We start from the raw sequence: 19,503 nt of genomic DNA, 5'->3' as shown, positions 1-19,503 counted from the left end.
CTATGTGAGAAATTTTAACATGTATTTTCCATCTTTGTTTAGATTATGGTACTTTCTAAAAAACGATCACATGAGGGGTGTTTTTCATGAAAGAAAAACTCGTATTAGTAGGGAATGGTATGGCTGGTATCCGAACGCTCGAAAACATTTTAAAAACAGACAATGAACGATTCGACATGACTGTATTTGGAACTGAGCCGTATCCTAACTATAATCGGATTCTTTTATCGAAAGTTCTCCAAGGGGATACAAAGACAGAGGATATTACGTTAAACGATTGGAATTGGTACAAGGAACATCATATTCAGCTGTTTACAAATGAGACCATTGTGAAGATCGATCCAGACAATCAAACCGTTATGAGTGATCAAGGACGGACCGTGCATTATGACCGTTTAATTTTAGCGACAGGGTCACTCCCGTTCATCCCGCCCATTCCAGGGAGCGATAAAAAAGGGGTAACAGCTTTTCGTACATTACAAGACACAGAGGAAATGGTCAAAGCATCTATGATGTACAAAAAAGCAGCCGTCATTGGAGGCGGGCTCCTTGGACTTGAAGCCGCGCGTGGTCTACTAAACTTAGGAATGGAAGTGACCGTCATTCATCTTGGCTCTCATCTAATGGACCGGCAGCTCGATCCGGTGGCAGGTCAGCTTCTGCAAGCAGCTTTAGAAAAACAAGGCATGAGCTTTCTATTAGGAAAACAGACAAATGAGATTTTAGGAGATACAAGGGTAGAAGGGCTAACATTTTCAGATGGTTCTACATTAGAGACAGATATGGTGGTCATGGCAGCAGGAATTAAACCGAATCACAAGCTTGCCGAAACGAGCGGCATTGAAGTGAACCGGGGGATTATCGTCAATGATTTCATGGAAACAAGTGTCCCGCGGATTTACGCAGTCGGAGAATGTGTTGAACATAGAGGACAAACGTACGGTCTTGTTGCGCCATTATACGATCAAGCAAACGTGCTTGCGAAGCATGTTTGTGATATGGCCCCGACGCCTTATGAAGGATCTGTACTATCGACACAGCTAAAAGTATCAGGGGTTGATGTATTTTCAGCTGGAGATTTTATCGAAAACGATGAGAAAAAAGCAATTAAAATTTTTGATGAACAGCAAGGTATTTATCAAAAACTAGTCTTCCAGCAAAACCGATTAGTCGGCGCCGTCATGTTTGGAGAAACAAGCGATGGACCACGTTTATTCTCGTACATTAGAGAAGGTGTTGATATGTCAGATATGGAAAAAGTATCTGTCTTAACATCAAATGAGCTGGCGCAAGAAAACACGATTGAACAAATGGCAAACGACCATATCGTTTGTGGCTGTAATGGTGTCTCAAAAGGTCAAATAGTGGCAGCTATTCAAAAAGAAGGCCTAACGACTATACAAGAGGTCAAGCAATGTACAAGTGCTTCTCGGTCATGCGGAGGCTGTCAATCTGTTGTGGAAGAGATTTTATGGCACACTTTAGGCGATGATGCAAACCGCACTGCGCAAAAAGAAACCATCTGCGCCTGCACCACCTTATCAAGAGATGAAGTGATTCATGAAATAAAAGAGAAAGGTTTGCAGCATGTCAAAGAAGTGATGAATGTACTTGACTGGGAAACAGAAGAAGGCTGTTCAAAGTGCCGGCCTGCACTGAATTACTATTTAGGGATGATGTATCCTCTTGACTACAAAGATGAAAAAAGCTCGCGATTTGTGAATGAACGAATGCATGCCAACATCCAAAACGATGGTACCTATTCGGTCGTTCCACGTATGTACGGGGGCGTGACTAATGCTAATGACCTGAGAAAAATAGCGGATGTCGTTGACAAATATGAGATACCGCTTGTGAAAATGACTGGAGGTCAGCGAATCGACCTTTTAGGTGTCAAAAAAGAAGATTTACCAAAAGTATGGGCTGAATTAGATATGCCGTCTGGTTATGCTTACGGAAAATCATTAAGAACTGTCAAAACATGTGTTGGAGAACAATTTTGCAGATTCGGAACGCAGGATTCCATATCTCTTGGGATCGCGCTTGAAAAGAAATTTGAAGGACTTGCCACACCGCACAAAGTCAAAATGGCCGTATCAGCCTGTCCAAGAAACTGTGCTGAATCTGGGATTAAAGATCTTGGCATCGTAGGTATCGATGGGGGATTTGAATTGTACGCTGGCGGGAATGGAGGGACACATTTACGAGCTGGAGACTTATTAATGAAAGTAAGTACAGCAGAAGAAGTAGAACAAATGGCCGCAGCCTACCTTCAATATTACAGAGAAACCGCAAATTATTTAGAGAGAACATCCGCTTGGGTTGAACGGCTTGGATTGAATCATATCCAAACGGTACTGCTAGATGACCAGAGGCGTGCAGCACTCATCGAAAGAATGGACATCGCACTTTCAACTTATGAAGAACCGTGGCAAGAGATTCGAGAGAACGAAACAGAAACAAGACAATTATTTCAAAAGGCAACTGCTTCCGTCTAAATCAATTGAAGGGATGAGATCAGATGACAGTTTCAATTGTAAAAGTTCATATTGGTACAATATCAGATTTCCCGTTGCAGCTAGGGAAAACAGTCGCAGCCGGTCCACTTGAATTAGCTGTTTTTCAAACCTCTAACAAGCAGTTCAAAGCCATTGAAAATCGCTGTCCTCATAAAGGCGGTGTACTAGCTGAAGGAATGGTGAGCGGAGATCATGTCTTCTGTCCAATGCATGATTGGAAAATCAATCTTTCATCAGGAAATGTTCAAGAACCAGATCATGGATGCGTGAAAACATATGAAGCATTGGTTGAGGGAGACGACGTCTTTATTTTACTGCCTTCATAAATGGTTTAGAACCTTCCTTTCCTGTACATGCTGTAAGTACATGCAGTGAGAAAGGAAGGTATATGTGTGCCATTTTTTAATATTTTGATTGAACTCTTTATCGGATTTTTCGCTTTATTTTCCATTACAAAGCTATTAGGGAAAACACAATTTGCACAAATCACGCCGTTTGATTTTATTTCTGCACTGATTTTAGGGGAGATGGTCGGTAACGCCATTTTTGATCCAGAAGTCAGCGTGCTACATATCCTTTTTGCAGTTGCAGTCTGGGGCGTTTTAATCTACACAGTTGAATGGCTTTCACAAAAATTCAAATCCATTCGCGCTTTTTTAGAGGGAAGACCCACTCTTGTGATTGATAAAGGAAAGATTCACTACAATCGATTAAAGAAAAATATGCTCGATTTAAATCAGTTGCAGACACTGATTCGAGCGAAAGGGCATTTTGCTCTTAATGAAATTGAATTTGCCATTTTGGAAACGGATGGGTCTGTGAGTGTGCTTCCGAAAATGAAATATGCACCAGCTACAGCCGAAGATGTGAACGTGAAAGGAAAAGAAGTCACATTGCCTAGAACGTTTATTATCGACGGAGAGATTTTAAGAAAAGATTTAAAGGAAGCTGGATTTGATGAAGCGTGGCTGAGAGAGCAATTGAAAAAGCAGCACATTTCCTCCTATAAAGACGTCCTATTTTGTGAATGGATTGAAAATGAAGGAATTTATGCGATGAAATATGAAAAAACATCCACAACCTAACACAGTGGATGTTTTTTTGTGTTTTTTTGTTTTATAAGTGAATAGGATCAAAAAGAATACGTCAATGAAAACGTTCACAATATAAGGGGGAGATGTGTGATGAAGTATGGAAAACGACTGCTGATGATGGTATTGGCCTTACTGCTTTTTGACTCAGCTTATGCGCAAGCAGCTGGACACAACCATCAAACAAACCGCGTGCTTATTGTCGATCAAAAAGGAAATGGGACATTTCGAACGGTTCAATCTGCCATTGATGCGATACCAGTGAACAATCAACAGCAAACGACGATATATATTAAAAATGGTGTGTATAAAGAAAAGATTCTCCTTCCGCAAAATAAGCCGTATGTGTCCTTTATTGGAGAAAATCAGTATCAGACGATTCTGACGTATGATGATACAAATGCAAGCAGCGGGAGCACAACCAATAGCTCTAGTACAATGATTCGGGCAAATCATTTTTACGCAGAAAATATCACGTTTCAAAATACAGCTGGCCGAAACGCAGGGCAGGCGGTTGCCCTTTATGTATCCGGGGACCGGGCTGTGTTTAAACACGTACGTGTTCTCGGTTATCAAGATACACTTTATGCCACAGGCACAGGGAGACAATATTATGAAGATTGCTATATCGAGGGCACGGTTGACTTCATCTTTGGTTCAGCAACGGCTGTATTTAAAAGAGCTGAAATAAAAAGTCTTGGAAATGGGTATATTACAGCGGCATCCACAACAGAAGCGCAAAAGTATGGCTACGTTTTTATTGATTCCACGTTAAATAAAGGAACGTCTGCGTCTCAATCTGTGTACTTAGGCCGTCCGTGGAGACCTCATTCGGCTGTCACGTTCCTCCAAACAAAAATGGATGAACATATTAAAGCTGAGGGATGGCATAACTGGGAGAACAAAGACAACGAAAGAACGGCTAGATATCAAGAATATGGATCAACGGGCGCAGGGAGTCATGTGGCAAACCGGGTGAAGTGGTCAACGATATTAACAAAAAACGAAGCAAGTCAAATCACCGTTCAAGCCGTGCTTAGCGGAAGCGATGGCTGGAATCCTGAAAAAAGGTAAAAGAGGCTTGTCAGTTTTCGTCAAAGAAAGCTGACTTTTCTGTTTAAAAAACCTTTGAGAACAAACGTTCTTTTGTGTATAATGAACATAATCTGCTAAATTTGGCTGCTTTTCTAAAAAGGAGGGATTGCGTGAAACGTTTCTCACAGGTCATGTTTTTACAACTATGTATTTTGTCGATGTTATTTCTCCCTTTTTCAGTGAAAGATGAACAACTAACAGCTCATGATGATCAATCAAAATGGATCACTTCTTTAGACGAATTCATTCGAACAGCACCTGATTTAGAGGGCGCAATTGCTGGCATCAGCGTACGCGATACTTCTGACACTTCTCTTCTTTATGAACATCAAGCGGACATCCGTCTGACTCCTGCTTCTAATATGAAATTACTCACATCTGCTATCGCACTCGATCTACTGGGTGAAACACACACTTTTCCAACAGACGTTTGGATAGATGGTTCAATTCACAAAAAAACATTGCACGGCAATCTTTATCTCCGAGGCACTGGAGACCCGACATTGTTAGAAAGCGATTTTGCCGCATTAGCCAAACAAGTCAAAAAGGCCGGAATACATACGATTCGTGGACAGCTTGCAGCTGATGATACTTGGTTTGATGACACAAGGTATTCCATCGATCTGCCGTGGAGTGATGAAGATCAATATTACGGCGCTCAAATATCTGCTCTTACTGCTTCACCGAATGAGGATTATGATGCAGGGACGATCATTCTCGAAGTTAAGCCGGGAAAGAAAGCAGGGCAGAAGGCCAGCTATGAGATGATCCCGAAGACTGACGTCGCTCAAGTTGTCAATCAAGTGAAAACTGTGCCAGAAGGCGGAAAGAAGAAAATATCTTTTAAACGCTCTCACGGTACAAACAAAATTACACTGACTGGAACGATTCCGCTAAAAGCATCCTCGTCTAAACAATGGGTCGCATTATGGGAACCGACAACGTATGCTTTAGACTTAATGAAACGAGCATTAAAGGCTGAGGGGATTCAGCTGAAAGGACCACTCAAAACAAAACAAGTTCCTAAAAAAGCGAAAAAAATCGCTTCCCATACATCAATGCCTTTATCCGATCTTCTTGTTCCGATGATGAAATTAAGCAACAATACACATGCAGAAATTCTGTTAAAAGAACTTGGGAAGCGGGTAAAGAACAAAGGGAGTTTTGACAAAGGGCTTGACGTGCTGAATGAACGTCTTCCTGCCTATGGCATAGATGCATCTATGACTGTGTTGAGAGACGGATCAGGCATATCACCGATTAACCTTGTTTCTGCAAATCAATTCACGTTATTTTTGACAAACATTCAAAAGGAAAAATGGTTTAACACCTATGTCCATGCACTTCCGTTAGCTGGGGCAAGTGAGCGTATGGTGGGAGGTACATTAAGAAATAGATTGAAAGAACCAGCTACACTAGAAAAAGTGCGTGCAAAAACAGGTACACTATCAACGGTCAGCACACTATCTGGATATATTGAAACGCAGAGTGGAAAAACGCTTGCTTTTTCCATCTTATTGAATCATCTCGTTGATGACGAAAAAGGAAAAGAGATAGAAGACCGCATTGTCAGCATGTTAGCTGAGGATCTTTAGACAGAGAAGGAGAACCATCATGACGTTAGATAATAATCAATCTTTAGTAAAAACCATGTCGATCTTTCTAATTCCACTTTTATTAAGCAATATTTTGCAATCAATTGGACAGCTTGTTTCCATTGTGCTTGTCGGTAGATGGATTGGAGAGGATGCAGTAGCTGCAATTTCGGCATTCTTTCCACTTTTCTTTTTACTTGTTTCTTTTTCCATTGGGATTGGATCAGGGAGCTCGATCCTTATTGGACAAGCATACGGAGCAAAAAATGAGCAGAGGTTAAAGGAAATTATCGGTACAACGCTTTCGTTCACCTTTTTAATCGGACTTTCTTTAGCTGTCATTGGAGGTTTTTTTGCCACAGATATTTTACATCTGATGGGGACACCTGCAAATATTGTGGAGGAAAGTGCGGCATATGCCAGAATCCTATTCATCTCCATGCCCATCTTATTTCTTTATTTTGTCTATACAACTTTTTTACGAGGAACAGGAGATTCAAAAACACCATTTTATTTCTTAATGATTAGTACAGGAACCAATATTTTATTGCTGCCAATTTTATTATTCGGCTGGCTTGGTTTACCGGCATTTGGTTTATATGGTGCTGCGTATTCTTCTGTGATTTCTACAATCGTTACGTTTATCATTCTTCATATCTATCTTTATAAAACAAAGCACCCGCTGCGCATTGATGCGTCGGTTAGAAAGCATTTATTGATGAAAGGGGATTTATTAAAAACGCTATTAAAGTTAAGTATCCCTTCTAGTATTAATATGATTCTCATTTCTTTATCAGAAATTGCTGTCATTTCTTTTGTCAACGATTATGGATCACAGGCGACCGCAGCTTATGGCGTTGTCAATCAAGTCGTAAGTTATGTACAGATGCCTGCAGTGAGCCTTGGTATTGCGGTTTCTATCTTCGCCGCACAATTCATTGGCGCAGGAAACATGAATCGTTTGAAGGATGTCATTAAAATTGGGCTGGGGCTAAACTTTGCAATAGGCGGATTGATTATTATTTTCGTCTATATTTTCGCACCGCAAATTTTATCTATCTTTTTAACAGATCCTGCAACGATTGACATTGCATATAGTTTGGTCGTGATTACCCTATGGAGCTATCTCATTTTCGGAACAGCACAAATCGTTGCAGCCACAATGAGAGCAAGTGGCACAGTTCTATGGCCGACCATCTTTAGTATTTGTTCCATTTGGCTTGTTGAAGTACCAGTGGCTTATGTGCTATCACATCATACATCGCTTGGGATCAAAGGAATCTGGATAGGATATCCTGCAGCCTTTTTTGTAAACTTATTGCTCCAATACGGCTATTATCGACTGGTATGGAAGAAAAAGCAGATCGTTGCACTTGTCCAATCATAATGTGAGCCTATCATCTGGCATATATATACGAAGATCAATTACTTTGTAGGGGGTCTGATCTTCTATGTTTTTAAACCAAAGAAGTGAGCTCAGTTCGTATGATATCGGTGACTTCACTTATGCTGGACCAGATTTTCAAGTCTTGACGTGGGGAGAAGGAACAACGCTGAATGTAGGAAAGTTTTGTTCCATCGCAAACGAAGTAAAAGTTTTTCTTGGTGGTGAACACCGAACAGATTGGGTCACCACATATCCCTTCAATCAAATTTTCACAGATGCTGCCCACATTGAAGGACATCCACGATCAAAAGGGGATGTGTGTATAGGGCACGATGTTTGGATTGGATATGGAGCAACAATCATGTCAGGGGTACAGATAGGAAACGGGGCAGTCATTGGAGCAAATAGTCTGATTACAAAAGATGTGCCTCCATATGCGATTGTCGCAGGGAACCCACAGCGGCTCATGAAATATCGGTTTTCTTCTGATATCATTGAAAAACTTCAGTTATTAGAATGGTGGAATTTAGAGTTTTCGATCATACAGTCTATTTTTCACCTTTTGCAATCTCCTGATATTGACCGTTGTATAAGCGTAATTGAAGATAGAAAAAAGAAAGGCTGACAGAGCCTTTCTTTTTTTAGCTTAGCTGAGTCTGATGATGGTAAGCGATGCACCGGTTGCACCACCACCTATTAGAATGGCTGTTACAACCGCTCCGAAAAATTGTAATGAAATTGTATTTCCTGCTGTTAAATTGACAATAACTGTATTGCTCATAAAAGTTGTAGATACGGCAGACGACTGAATTGAACCTGGAATAGCAGTTGATCCATTCAACCATAGCCTTGTGCTCACTAAAAGTGCAGCAGTGGTATTTACTTGATATGTGATATAGTATTTACCTGTTTGCTGGACTGTGAATGTATCATTTAAACCATTCGGCGTAAATCCATTAATATTTTGATTACTTGGTAAAGCAATGTTCGTACCACCAGCAATAGTAATGATTGTAGGACCTGTTGTATTTCCAGCATAAAGTGACGTATCAGTTGGACCGCTAGCTCCAGTAGGACCAGTGCTTCCGGTAGCTCCAGTTGGGCCAGTGCTTCCAGTAGCTCCAGTGACACCAGTGCTTCCAGTAGCTCCAGTGACACCAGTGCTTCCAGTAGCTCCAGTAGCTCCAGTGGCACCAGTGCTTCCAGTAGCTCCAGTTGGGCCAGTGCTTCCAGTAGCTCCAGTGACACCAGTGCTTCCGGTAGCTCCAGTGACACCAGTGCTTCCAGTAGCTCCAGTGGCACCAGTGCTTCCAGTGGCACCAGTAGGTCCAGTATCACCAGTTACACCATTGGCACCGGTAGGACCAGTGGGTCCGGTATCACCAGTTGCACCAGTCGCACCGGTTGGACCAGTATCTCCAGTTGCACCAGTCGCTCCGGTAGGTCCAGTATCACCAGTTACACCGGTAGGCCCCGTATCTCCAGCTGCACCAGTGGCACCGGTAGGTCCAGTATCTCCAGTTACACCAGTGGCACCAGTAGGACCAGTATCACCAGTTACACCAGTGGCACCAGTCGCACCGGTAGGTCCGGTATCTCCAGTTGCACCAGTTGCACCGGTAGGTCCAGTATCACCAGTTACACCAGTGGCACCGGTAGGGCCAGTAACTCCAGTGGCACCAGTAGGTCCGGTATCACCAGTTACACCAGTGGCTCCAGTAGGGCCAGTATCTCCAGTTACACCAGTAGCTCCGGTAGGTCCGGTATCTCCAGTAACTCCAGTTGCACCGGTTGACCCAGTATCTCCGGTTGCACCAGTCGCACCGGTTGGACCAGTATCTCCAGTTGCACCAGTCGCTCCGGTAGGTCCAGTATCACCAGTTACACCGGTAGGCCCCGTATCTCCAGCTGCACCAGTGGCACCGGTAGGTCCAGTATCTCCAGTTACACCAGTGGCACCAGTAGGACCAGTATCACCAGTTACACCAGTGGCACCAGTCGCACCGGTAGGTCCGGTATCTCCAGTTGCACCAGTTGCACCGGTAGGTCCAGTATCACCAGTTACACCAGTGGCACCGGTAGGGCCAGTAACTCCAGTGGCACCAGTAGGTCCGGTATCACCAGTTACACCAGTGGCTCCAGTAGGGCCAGTATCTCCAGTTACACCAGTAGCTCCGGTAGGTCCGGTATCTCCAGTTACACCAGTGGCACCGGTAGGGCCAGTAACTCCAGTCGCACCGGTTGGACCAGTATCTCCAGTAACTCCAGTTGCACCGGTTGACCCAGTATCTCCGGTTGCACCAGTCGCACCAGTAGGTCCAGTAACTCCAGTCGCACCAGTAGGTCCGGTATCTCCAGTTACACCAGTGGCTCCAGTTGGACCAGTATCTCCAGTAACTCCAGTCGCACCGGTTGGACCAGTCTCACCAGTAGCACCAGTGGCTCCAGTAGGACCAGTATCTCCAGTTACACCAGTGGCTCCAGTTACTCCAGTAGCACCGGTAGGGCCAGTATCACCAGTTACACCAGTTACACCAGTTACACCAGTGGCTCCAGTAGGTCCGGTATCACCAGTTACACCAGTCGCACCGGTAGGGCCAGTATCTCCAGTAACTCCAGTCGCACCGGTAGGTCCGGTATCTCCAGTTACACCAGTGGCTCCAGTAGGACCAGTAGGCCCGGTATCTCCAGTTACACCAGTGGCTCCAGTGGCTCCAGTGGCTCCAGTAGGGCCAGTATCTCCAGTTACACCAGTAGCTCCGGTAGGTCCGGTAGGTCCGGTATCTCCAGTTACACCAGTGGCACCGGTAGGGCCAGTAACTCCAGTCGCACCGGTTGGACCAGTATCACCAGTTACACCAGTGGCTCCAGTTACTCCAGTATCACCGGTAGGGCCAGTATCACCGGTAGGGCCAGTATCACCAGTTACACCAGTTACACCAGTTACACCAGTGGCTCCAGTAGGTCCGGTATCACCAGTTACACCAGTGGCTCCAGTTGGACCAGTATCACCAGTTACACCAGTGGCACCAGTAGGTCCGGTATCACCAGTTACACCAGTGGCTCCAGTTGGACCAGTATCTCCAGTAACTCCAGTCGCACCAGTTACACCAGTCGCACCGGTAGGTCCGGTATCTCCAGTTACACCAGTGGCTCCAGTAGGTCCAGTATCACCGGTATCACCAGTGGCACCGGTTGGACCAGTGGGTCCGGTATCACCAGTTACTCCAGTTGATCCTGCTGCAGCCAGCAATGTGTAGTCTGGGGAAGTATCTGGTGTACCTGTCGGTGGTGCAGTATTTACTACATACGTACTGCCATTAAAGGTCACTACTTGCCCTACTGGGTAAGTAGGACTTACTACCGGATCAAACGCTTCAATTCCTGTTAATCCTGCACCGGTAGGTCCGGTATCTCCAGTAACTCCAGTCGCACCAGTAGGTCCGGTATCTCCAGTTACACCAGTGGCTCCAGTTGGACCAGTATCTCCAGTAACTCCAGTCGCACCGGTTGGACCAGTATCTCCGGTTGCACCAGTCGCACCGGTTGGACCAGTATCTCCAGTAACTCCAGTTGCACCGGTTAACCCAGTATCTCCGGTTGCACCAGTCGCACCAGTAGGTCCAGTATCTCCAGTAACTCCAGTCGCACCAGTAGGTCCGGTATCTCCAGTTACACCAGTGGCTCCAGTTGCACCGGTAGGCCCCGTATCTCCAGTTGCACCAGTGGCACCAGTCGCACCGGTTGGACCAGTATCTCCAGTTGCACCAGTCGCTCCGGTAGGTCCAGTATCACCAGTATCACCAGTTGCACCAGTAGGTCCGGTATCACCAGTTGCACCGGTTGGACCAGTATCTCCAGTAACTCCAGTTGCACCGGTTGACCCAGTATCTCCGGTTGCACCAGTCGCACCAGTCGCACCGGTTGGACCAGTATCTCCAGTGGCTCCAGTAGGTCCAGTATCTCCAGTTACACCAGTGGCACCGGTTGGACCAGTGGGTCCGGTATCACCAGTTACACCAGTGGCTCCAGTGGCTCCAGTAGGTCCAGTATCACCAGTCGCACCGGTAGGTCCAGTATCTCCAGTTACACCAGTGGCACCGGTTGGACCAGTGGGTCCGGTATCACCAGTTACACCAGTGGCTCCAGTGGCTCCAGTAGGTCCAGTATCACCAGTTACACCAGTAGCTCCGGTAGGTCCGGTATCTCCAGTTACACCAGTGGCTCCAGTTGGACCAGTAGGCCCGGTATCACCAGTTGCACCGGTTGGACCAGTATCTCCAGTAACTCCAGTTGCACCGGTTGACCCAGTATCTCCGGTTGCACCGGTTGGACCAGTATCACCAGTTGCACCAGTCGCACCGGTTGGACCAGTATCACCAGTTGCACCAGTCGCTCCGGTAGGTCCAGTATCACCAGTATCACCAGTTGCACCAGTAGGTCCGGTATCACCAGTCGCACCAGTCGCACCGGTTGGACCAGTATCTCCAGTAACTCCAGTCGCACCAGTCGCACCAGTAGGTCCAGTATCACCAGTTACACCAGTGGCACCGGTTGGACCAGTGGGTCCGGTATCACCAGTTACACCAGTTACACCAGTGGCTCCAGTAGGTCCAGTATCTCCAGTTACACCAGTAGCTCCGGTAGGTCCGGTATCTCCAGTTACACCAGTCGCACCGGTAGGTCCGGTATCTCCAGTTACACCAGTCGCTCCGGTAGGTCCAGTATCACCAGTTACACCAGTGGCACCGGTTGGACCAGTGGGTCCGGTATCTCCAGTTACACCAGTGGCTCCAGTAGGTCCAGTATCTCCGGTAGCACCAGTGGCACCGGTTGGACCAGTGGGTCCGGTATCTCCAGTTGCACCGGTTGGACCGGTGGGTCCGGTATCACCAGTTACTCCAGTTGATCCTGCTGCAGCCAGCAATGTGTAGTCTGGGGAAGTATCTGGTGTACCTGTCGGTGGTGCAGTATTTACTACATACGTACTGCCATTAAAGGTCACTACTTGCCCTACTGGGTAAGTAGGACTTACTACCGGATCAAACGCTTCAATTCCTGTTAATCCTGCACCGGTAGGGCCGGTATCTCCAGTTACTCCAGTAGCACCGGTAGGACCAGTATCACCAGTTACACCAGTGGCACCGGTAGGACCAGTATCACCAGTTACACCAGTGGCACCGGTTGGACCAGTATCTCCAGTTGCACCAGTTGCACCGGTAGGTCCAGTATCACCAGTTACACCAGTGGCACCGGTAGGACCAGTATCACCAGTTACACCAGTGGCACCGGTTGGACCCGTATCACCAGTTACACCAGTGGCTCCAGTTGGACCAGTATCTCCAGTAACTCCAGTAGCACCGGTAGGGCCAGTATCTCCGGTTGCACCAGTTACTCCAGTAGCACCAGTTGCACCGGTAGAACCCGTATCTCCAGTAGCACCAGTTACTCCAGTCGCACCGGTAGGTCCGGTATCTCCAGTAGCACCAGTTGCACCGGTAGGGCCAGTAACTCCAGTAGCACCAGTTGCACCGGTATCTCCAGTTACACCAGTGGCTCCAGTTACTCCAGTAGCACCGGTAGGTCCAGTATCTCCAGTTACACCAGTGGCTCCAGTAGGTCCGGTATCACCAGTTACACCAGTGGCTCCAGTAGGACCAGTATCTCCAGTTACACCAGTAGCTCCGGTAGGTCCGGTATCTCCAGTTGCACCAGTGGCTCCAGTAGGTCCGGTATCTCCAGTTGCACCAGTGGCTCCAGTAGGTCCAGTAACTCCAGTTACACCAGTGGCTCCAGTAGGTCCGGTATCTCCAGTTGCACCAGTGGGTCCGGTATCTCCAGTAACTCCAGTTGCACCGGTAGGCCCAGTATCTCCGGTTACACCAGTAGCACCGGTAGGTCCGGTATCTCCAGTAACTCCAGTTGCACCAGTAACTCCAGTTGCACCAGTATCTCCAGTTGCACCAGTGGCTCCAGTAGGTCCGGTATCACCAGTAACTCCAGTTACTCCAGTTACACCAGTCGCACCGGTAGGTCCGGTATCACCAGTTACACCAGTTACACCAGTCGCACCAGTAGGTCCGGTATCACCAGTTACACCAGTCGCACCAGTAGGTCCGGTATCACCAGTTACACCAGTCGCACCGGTTGGACCCGTATCACCAGTCGCACCGGTTGGACCCGTATCACCAGTTACACCAGTAGCACCGGTAGGTCCGGTATCTCCAGTTGCACCAGTGGCTCCAGTCGGACCAGTATCACCAGTTACACCAGTCGCACCGGTTGGACCCGTATCACCAGTCGCACCAGTAGGTCCGGTATCTCCAGTAACACCAGTAGCTCCGGTAGGTCCAGTTGCACCAGTTGGACCTCTTTTTACAATCTTAGTATTTGTTTTTTTTCGTCCTTTTGCTTTAGCACAAGTGTTGTGATGTTTAACAACTTTTTTCTTTTTACATTCTCGTTTAAGAAGAGGGCAATCATCAAATAAAGGTCTATCGTGACGAGATTTTCTGTAATGAGGTTGCCAATCATGCTTTTTTCCGCAAAAGGGACATTTGTTATCGTACTGATTATACAAATTCCCCATCTCCTAAAAGTTAATATTTTATTCTATGTGGAAATTTAAAAAGCGGAATTCAGCTAAATGATATTTTTTAGTTCGAAGTTCATCGAATCAAATCATTTAAAAGTTAAATCGTTTTATGTTATGGTGTTGAAAGAATGAAACTAGTATGATTTTTGAAAGAAATGGGGCATCATGTATGAGTCAATCAGTTTTACAACGTGCAGCATATTCCGTGTTAAATTTATCCTCTGTAACAGAAGGTGGCACAATCAAAGAGTCATTTGAACATAGTATGGATTTAGCAAAAAAAGCTGAGAAGTGGGGCTACCATAGATATTGGCTTGCGGAGCATCATAATATGGAAGGGGTTGCGAGTTCAGCAACATCCGTCTTGATTGGACATATTGCTGGAGGGACTGAAAAGATCCGGGTTGGTTCTGGGGGGATTATGCTTCCAAACCATTCTTCACTCGTTATTGCAGAACAATTTGGAACACTGGAGACTTTGTATCCAGGGAGAATTGATTTAGGTCTTGGCAGGGCACCAGGAACAGATCAGTTAACGGCAAGGGCACTTAGACGTAATCTTCATAATGGGGAGGATTTCCCTGAGCAGCTTGAAGAACTTCGGCAATATTTCAAACCGACTGGTCAGGTCAAAAAACATGTAAGAGCCGTTCCGGGAGAAGGATTGGATATACCAATTTGGCTTCTTGGTTCAAGTGGTTTTAGTGCAAGGCTTGCAGGAGAACTGGGACTGCCATTTGCCTTTGCGGCACATTTCTCCCCTAAAAATACCATTCCTGCTTTAGAATTATACAGACAGGCATTTCAACCTTCAGATGTGTTAAAAGAACCTTATGCGATGGTTGGTGTGACGGTTTTTGCTGCTGATCAAACAGAGCGGGCTGAATATTTGGCGACGTCTCATTATCAGCGCTTCTTGAGCCTCATTCGCAATACACCAGGAAAACTCAAAGCCCCTGTTGAAAGTATGGATGGGCTATGGAGTCCATATGAGAAGGCGATGGTGGACGAACAATTAAGTTCGACGATGATCGGGGATAAACAAAAGGTGAAAAAAGAGTTAGAAGCCTTTATTGAGGCGACTCAAGCAGATGAAGTCATGATTAATTCTGATATGTTTGACCATCAAGAAAGAATGCGTTCTTATGAAATCATTGCAGAGATATTTCAAGAGGAACAAGAACAAGAAAAATAAGAATAAAAAAAGAACTGCCAAGAGCAGTTCTTTTTTATTTATGCTTTAGTAAACACGCGAAATGGTTGTCCAACTGGCAGTACTGTACGACCAAAATGTGTATTCAGCACAACAGCTGCAGAACCATAAAATGAAAGAAGAGAAATAATCAATTCTGCAATACCAGCCATCGTATGAGTCACATCGTACATCACACCAAACGAGCTTAGGGACAGGCCAATGAATAAGAAATCAATAAAGACGAAAATCAAAAACAATACTTTATGTGTTTCCATTGCACCGATCGTCATAAATAAGCTGAAAATCAAATAACCAATAAAAGCAAAACCTAGTTGTTTTGGGTCCGCAGCTCCCGCAAGCGTTTTCCCAAAAACGCCCGCTTGAATGAGCCAAGTGGTTCCAACGCCCATCCAAAAAAGACCGAATGCGCCGAAGGCAGTGGCTCCAAAAATATTATGATGCTTTGAATCTTGTATGGACGCAATCAGCTGCGCGATTCCTCCAAGGAAGATAGCCCAAGGTAAAATAAGGGATGTGCCATCTGTGATTCCTAGTTTTTGTGAAGACGCAACAAGCGTCACCATTGCTAAACCAAACAAACCAAGTGGTGTTGGGTCTGCGATTGATAATCGAATTGCTTGAACATTCTGTTTTTCCATAATGACCTCCTACAATTTGCACTTACAAAAGATACTCGAATTCGATAGAAACGTCAAGCTCTTTTTTAGTAGACACTTGCAACGTCTTCCAAATAAATCTATATTTAATACAATACATCATACATGTGATAGAAAAAGAGGGATGAGAATGAGTAAAGGCTTAGCTGGAAAGACCATTGCCATATGCGGAACAAGAAAAACAGAAGAAATGCGTACACTTGTTGAAAAGCAAGGAGGACAAGCTGTTATTCGTTCTCTTCAGGGCACTGTATTTTTAGCCAAAGAGGAATTGAAGCCAGGCATAGAAACCTTTGTAAAGAAGGGAGCTGACTGGGTCATTTTAACAACGGGTATCGGCACAGACACATTAATTGAAAGTGCAGAAGAGCTGCAGCTTGGAGAAGCTTTTATGAACATTTTATCAAGTGCCCATATCGCTTCAAGAGGATACAAAACGTTCGCGGCTCTAAAAAAACACGGCATTCAGCCAGATGTTTCTGATGAAGATGGAACCGTTCGTGACCTCATTTCAAAGTTAGAAGACAAAGAACTTCAAGGTAAACGGGTCATGGTACAGCTTCACGGCGAAAATGCACCAGCTCTCATTGATTTTTTACATCACAAGGGAGCAGACGTTTTGCAGCTCATGCCATATCAGCACACGCCCCCTGAACCAGAGGCGGCGGCCACTTTGCTTCAAGAAATGAAAGAAGGGAAGGTCCATGCCGTTTGTTTTACAACCGCTGTTCAGGTTCATGCCTTTTTCAAACTAGCAGAAGAATGGGGCAAAAAAGAAGAACTGCAACATCTATTCGAGCAGCATGTATTAGCTGTAGCTGTTGGAAAAGTCACAGCTGAAGCTTTAAAAGAAGAGGGGATAAGCCGCATTCTAGCCCCATCACTTGAAAGAATGGGTGCAATGATTATGGAATTATCTCAATATATGAAAAAACAATCGACGCACGCATAGAAAAAACGCCTTTCACATGACGAGTGAAAGGCGTTTTTGTTAGATTGTCCGTTTTCGATTTGTGCGAATTTTTTTCAAAACGAAATACAGTACGATCAGAACGATGGCAATGACCATAATTGGTGTTGTATACGTGTGAGCGACACTTTGAATGTGGTCCCATTTTGTCCCAAGCTGCATTCCAAGATAAATAAATAGAATGGACCAAGGGATGGCGGCTAATCCGGTCAAAAGAACAAATTTGAGAAATGGCATCTTTGCAATACCAGCTGGAATCGAGATCGCGTGGCGCACGACTGGGATAAAACGAGCTGTAAATACGACACCAGTTCCATATCGGTCAAACCAGCGTTCTGCCGTGGCAATATGATGCTCATGGATGAATAAATACTTCCCATACTTTGTTAAAAAAGGTCTTCCGCCATAAAGGCCGATCCAGTAAATAAAGCACTGGGCAAGTGTTCCTCCAATAACCCCAGCGATGACAGCTCCAACAAATCCAATGCTTCCTGTTGACACCATATATCCGCCGTAGGCAAGTACAATTTCACTCGGAATAATTTCAATCATCAGTCCAAGTGCAACACCTGCGTAACCAAGGCTTGTCAGCCAGGTTAAAATTTCATTAAACAAGGTTCCCATTCATTTCACTCTGCCTTTAAATACGAATTTTCTTCAAGCATCCTTATAAGAGCCTATGCTTGTTTTGCTTCTCTCATGAGTATGCTTTGCATATATGCTAGCATGGCTGGCCGCATATCATGACGCATTAATCCAATTTCAGCCGCTGCCTTAAATGAGCCCAGCTTATCACCAACGTCAAATCTCATCCCATCTAATTGTTTTGCATAAATGGGTGATTCATGTGCAATGATTTTCAGGGCATCTGTCAGCTGGATTTCGTTCCCAGCACCTCTCTCGATTCCTTGTAGAATAGGAAAAATCGATGGTGTTAACAGATACCTGCCCATCACGGCTAAATCGGAAGGAGCTTCATGAATAGCTGGCTTTTCCACTAAGTCTGTGACTTCAAACACTTGACCGTCTACTCTAGCTGGTCTTATCATACCATACTTACTGACATCTAGACGATCCACTTGCTGGACGCCAATGACCTCTCTTTGTTTGTCTTCAAAGACTTCCATGAGCTGAGAGAGTGCAGGTCTTTCTGACACCATGACATCATCACCTAAAAGCACCGCAAAAGGATCGTTGCCAGTAAAATGACGTGCACATAATACCGCATGTCCAAGACCTAAGGGCTCCTTTTGACGAATATAATGAATATTGGCCATATCCGCAATATGTTTGATTTCAGCCAGCTGTTCTTTTTTTCCTTTTTCAAGCAAATTCTGTTCTAGCTCAATCGAACGGTCAAAGTGATCTTCAATCGATTTTTTATTTCTTCCTGTGATAATTAGTATATCTTCAATGCCTGATTGAACAGCCTCCTCAACTATGTATTGAATGGCGGGTTTGTCGATAATCGGCAGCATTTCCTTTGGCTGTGCTTTCGTTGCGGGTAAAAAACGTGTGCCTAATCCGGCTGCTGGTATAACGGCTTTTTTGATATTCATTGAATCATCGCTCCATTTCTGATCGTTTGTTTTCTGATGGAAACACCCATAGGCGGCTTCCAGTAAAAGTGATCATCATGCCAAGAAGGGTACCAATCGCTTTACTAATGAATAATGAGAAGCCTGCTTGCTGCATGACATATAAGACAACATAGGTGAGGAGACACGCGACGCCGTTGACTGTGGCCCACTTGATCCATTCCCACCTATCCGCTTTCTTTTTTACTTGGAACGTCCATTTTCGATTCCAAACATAACTGTTCAGCATTCCTGCTGTATAGGACAGGCACTGTGCAAGAAAAGAGGGAACAAAGCAAGCAGTGAAAAAAAAGAAGAATAGAAAGTCAATCATCGTATTGCTTGCGCCTATAGTTAAAAATGTGGCATAGGTCCGAATATTTTTCTTTGTCATGCGAAGGATCATCACCTCCTAGTGTTTGAGTGGGTGTATGAATACTGTACAAAAGCGAGTTGACGAATCAGTGAAGAAAAGATGAAAAAAACATGAACAAGCGATATCTGTTTTTTCACCAGCTCGTGATATAATTTGTAAGATGAAACGAACGGTGGTGCACATGCATGTATTTAACAATTGGAGAAACAGCTGAATACTTAGAAGTATCAGAAGCATATGTTGAAAAATTAATCCAGCAAAAAAAGATTCGTTACGTATTTGACGGGGAATCGTATCTCATTTATCAAGGGCAGTTTCAAACCCATATGAAACAGCTAGAACAATATAAAGAGCTCATTCAAGACATCTTAAATGAACCAATCCCTGAGGACCCGGACGTAAAAGATGAAGATTAAAAAAGACTGT

General features: G+C 44.9%; 15 protein-coding genes. 10 read left to right on the top strand and 5 right to left on the bottom strand.

The annotated features are described in order from the left end of the window. The first annotated feature begins 86 nt into the window (after positions 1–86). From nirB to NST73_RS09670, 7 genes are all read left to right on the top strand, one after another. Positions 87–2,498 carry a nitrite reductase large subunit NirB gene (nirB, locus tag NST73_RS09700; protein ID WP_058336766.1) on the top strand — a complete coding sequence of 804 codons (2,412 nt, stop codon included), beginning with the start codon at positions 87–89 and terminating at the stop codon, positions 2,496–2,498. 23 nt (positions 2,499–2,521) lie between these two features. Continuing rightward, positions 2,522–2,845 carry a nitrite reductase small subunit NirD gene (gene nirD, locus NST73_RS09695; protein WP_008346593.1) on the top strand — a complete coding sequence of 108 codons (324 nt, stop codon included), beginning with the start codon at positions 2,522–2,524 and terminating at the stop codon, positions 2,843–2,845. Between the two features lie 66 nt (positions 2,846–2,911). Further along, positions 2,912–3,604 carry a DUF421 domain-containing protein gene (locus NST73_RS09690; protein WP_024718337.1) on the top strand — a complete coding sequence of 231 codons (693 nt, stop codon included), beginning with the start codon at positions 2,912–2,914 and terminating at the stop codon, positions 3,602–3,604. 99 nt (positions 3,605–3,703) lie between these two features. Continuing rightward, complete coding sequence (locus NST73_RS09685; RefSeq protein WP_008346597.1) at positions 3,704–4,684, top strand: pectinesterase family protein; 981 nt, start codon at positions 3,704–3,706, stop codon at positions 4,682–4,684. A 131-nt stretch (positions 4,685–4,815) separates the two neighbouring features. Then, positions 4,816–6,300, top strand: a complete 1,485-nt coding sequence (dacB, locus tag NST73_RS09680) for a D-alanyl-D-alanine carboxypeptidase/D-alanyl-D-alanine-endopeptidase (RefSeq protein ID WP_324657967.1) — start codon at positions 4,816–4,818, stop codon at positions 6,298–6,300. Positions 6,301–6,319: 19 nt separating this feature from the next. Beyond that, positions 6,320–7,687 (top strand): MATE family efflux transporter, encoded by a 1,368-nt coding sequence (locus tag NST73_RS09675; RefSeq protein ID WP_035703202.1) that lies wholly within the window; start codon positions 6,320–6,322, stop codon positions 7,685–7,687. A 64-nt stretch (positions 7,688–7,751) separates the two neighbouring features. Next, positions 7,752–8,312 carry a CatB-related O-acetyltransferase gene (locus tag NST73_RS09670; RefSeq protein ID WP_058336768.1) on the top strand — a complete coding sequence of 187 codons (561 nt, stop codon included), beginning with the start codon at positions 7,752–7,754 and terminating at the stop codon, positions 8,310–8,312. A 21-nt stretch (positions 8,313–8,333) separates the two neighbouring features. Here the strand turns inward: NST73_RS09670 and NST73_RS09665 are convergent, their stop codons facing one another. Further along, positions 8,334–14,276, bottom strand: a complete 5,943-nt coding sequence (locus tag NST73_RS09665; RefSeq protein ID WP_342499075.1) for a hypothetical protein — start codon at positions 14,274–14,276, stop codon at positions 8,334–8,336. Positions 14,277–14,451: 175 nt separating this feature from the next. Between NST73_RS09665 and NST73_RS09660 the strand changes: the two genes are divergently transcribed. Beyond that, positions 14,452–15,477, top strand: coding sequence for an LLM class flavin-dependent oxidoreductase (locus NST73_RS09660; protein WP_342499074.1), 1,026 nt, complete (start codon positions 14,452–14,454; stop codon positions 15,475–15,477). Positions 15,478–15,515: 38 nt separating this feature from the next. Here the strand turns inward: NST73_RS09660 and NST73_RS09655 are convergent, their stop codons facing one another. After that, positions 15,516–16,136 carry a GPR1/FUN34/YaaH family transporter gene (locus NST73_RS09655; protein ID WP_007499188.1) on the bottom strand — a complete coding sequence of 207 codons (621 nt, stop codon included), beginning with the start codon at positions 16,134–16,136 and terminating at the stop codon, positions 15,516–15,518. A gap of 148 nt (positions 16,137–16,284) precedes the next feature. Here NST73_RS09655 and NST73_RS09650 point away from each other — a divergent pair, with 148 nt between their 5' ends. Continuing rightward, complete coding sequence (locus NST73_RS09650; RefSeq protein WP_342499073.1) at positions 16,285–17,106, top strand: uroporphyrinogen-III synthase; 822 nt, start codon at positions 16,285–16,287, stop codon at positions 17,104–17,106. A 39-nt stretch (positions 17,107–17,145) separates the two neighbouring features. On the opposite strand, the gene NST73_RS09645 is transcribed toward NST73_RS09650, so the two are convergent. The 3 genes from NST73_RS09645 to NST73_RS09635 are packed head-to-tail and all read right to left on the bottom strand — an operon-like array spanning position 17,146 to position 19,107. Next, positions 17,146–17,748: a DedA family protein gene (locus NST73_RS09645; protein WP_007499192.1), complete on the bottom strand. Its 603-nt coding sequence runs from the start codon at positions 17,746–17,748 to the stop codon at positions 17,146–17,148. 53 nt (positions 17,749–17,801) lie between these two features. After that, a complete protein-coding gene (gene galU / locus NST73_RS09640) occupies positions 17,802–18,683 on the bottom strand; it encodes a UTP--glucose-1-phosphate uridylyltransferase GalU (protein WP_061419301.1) in 882 nt (293 codons plus the stop codon). Between the two features lie 4 nt (positions 18,684–18,687). Further along, positions 18,688–19,107 (bottom strand): GtrA family protein, encoded by a 420-nt coding sequence (locus NST73_RS09635; RefSeq protein WP_056703132.1) that lies wholly within the window; start codon positions 19,105–19,107, stop codon positions 18,688–18,690. Between the two features lie 155 nt (positions 19,108–19,262). On the opposite strand from NST73_RS09635, the gene NST73_RS09630 reads away from it, so the two are divergent. Beyond that, entirely contained in the window at positions 19,263–19,493 is a 231-nt protein-coding gene (locus NST73_RS09630; RefSeq protein ID WP_008346618.1) for an excisionase family DNA-binding protein, read from the top strand. Positions 19,494–19,503: the final 10 nt, after the last annotated feature.

It is taken from the genome of Bacillus sp. FSL W7-1034, assembly GCF_038593365.1.
Taxonomy (GTDB): Bacteria; Bacillota; Bacilli; order Bacillales; family Bacillaceae; genus Bacillus; species Bacillus altitudinis.
The sequence above is the reverse complement of the archived record's forward strand: the minus strand, read 5'-3'. Positions and strand labels throughout refer to the sequence as shown.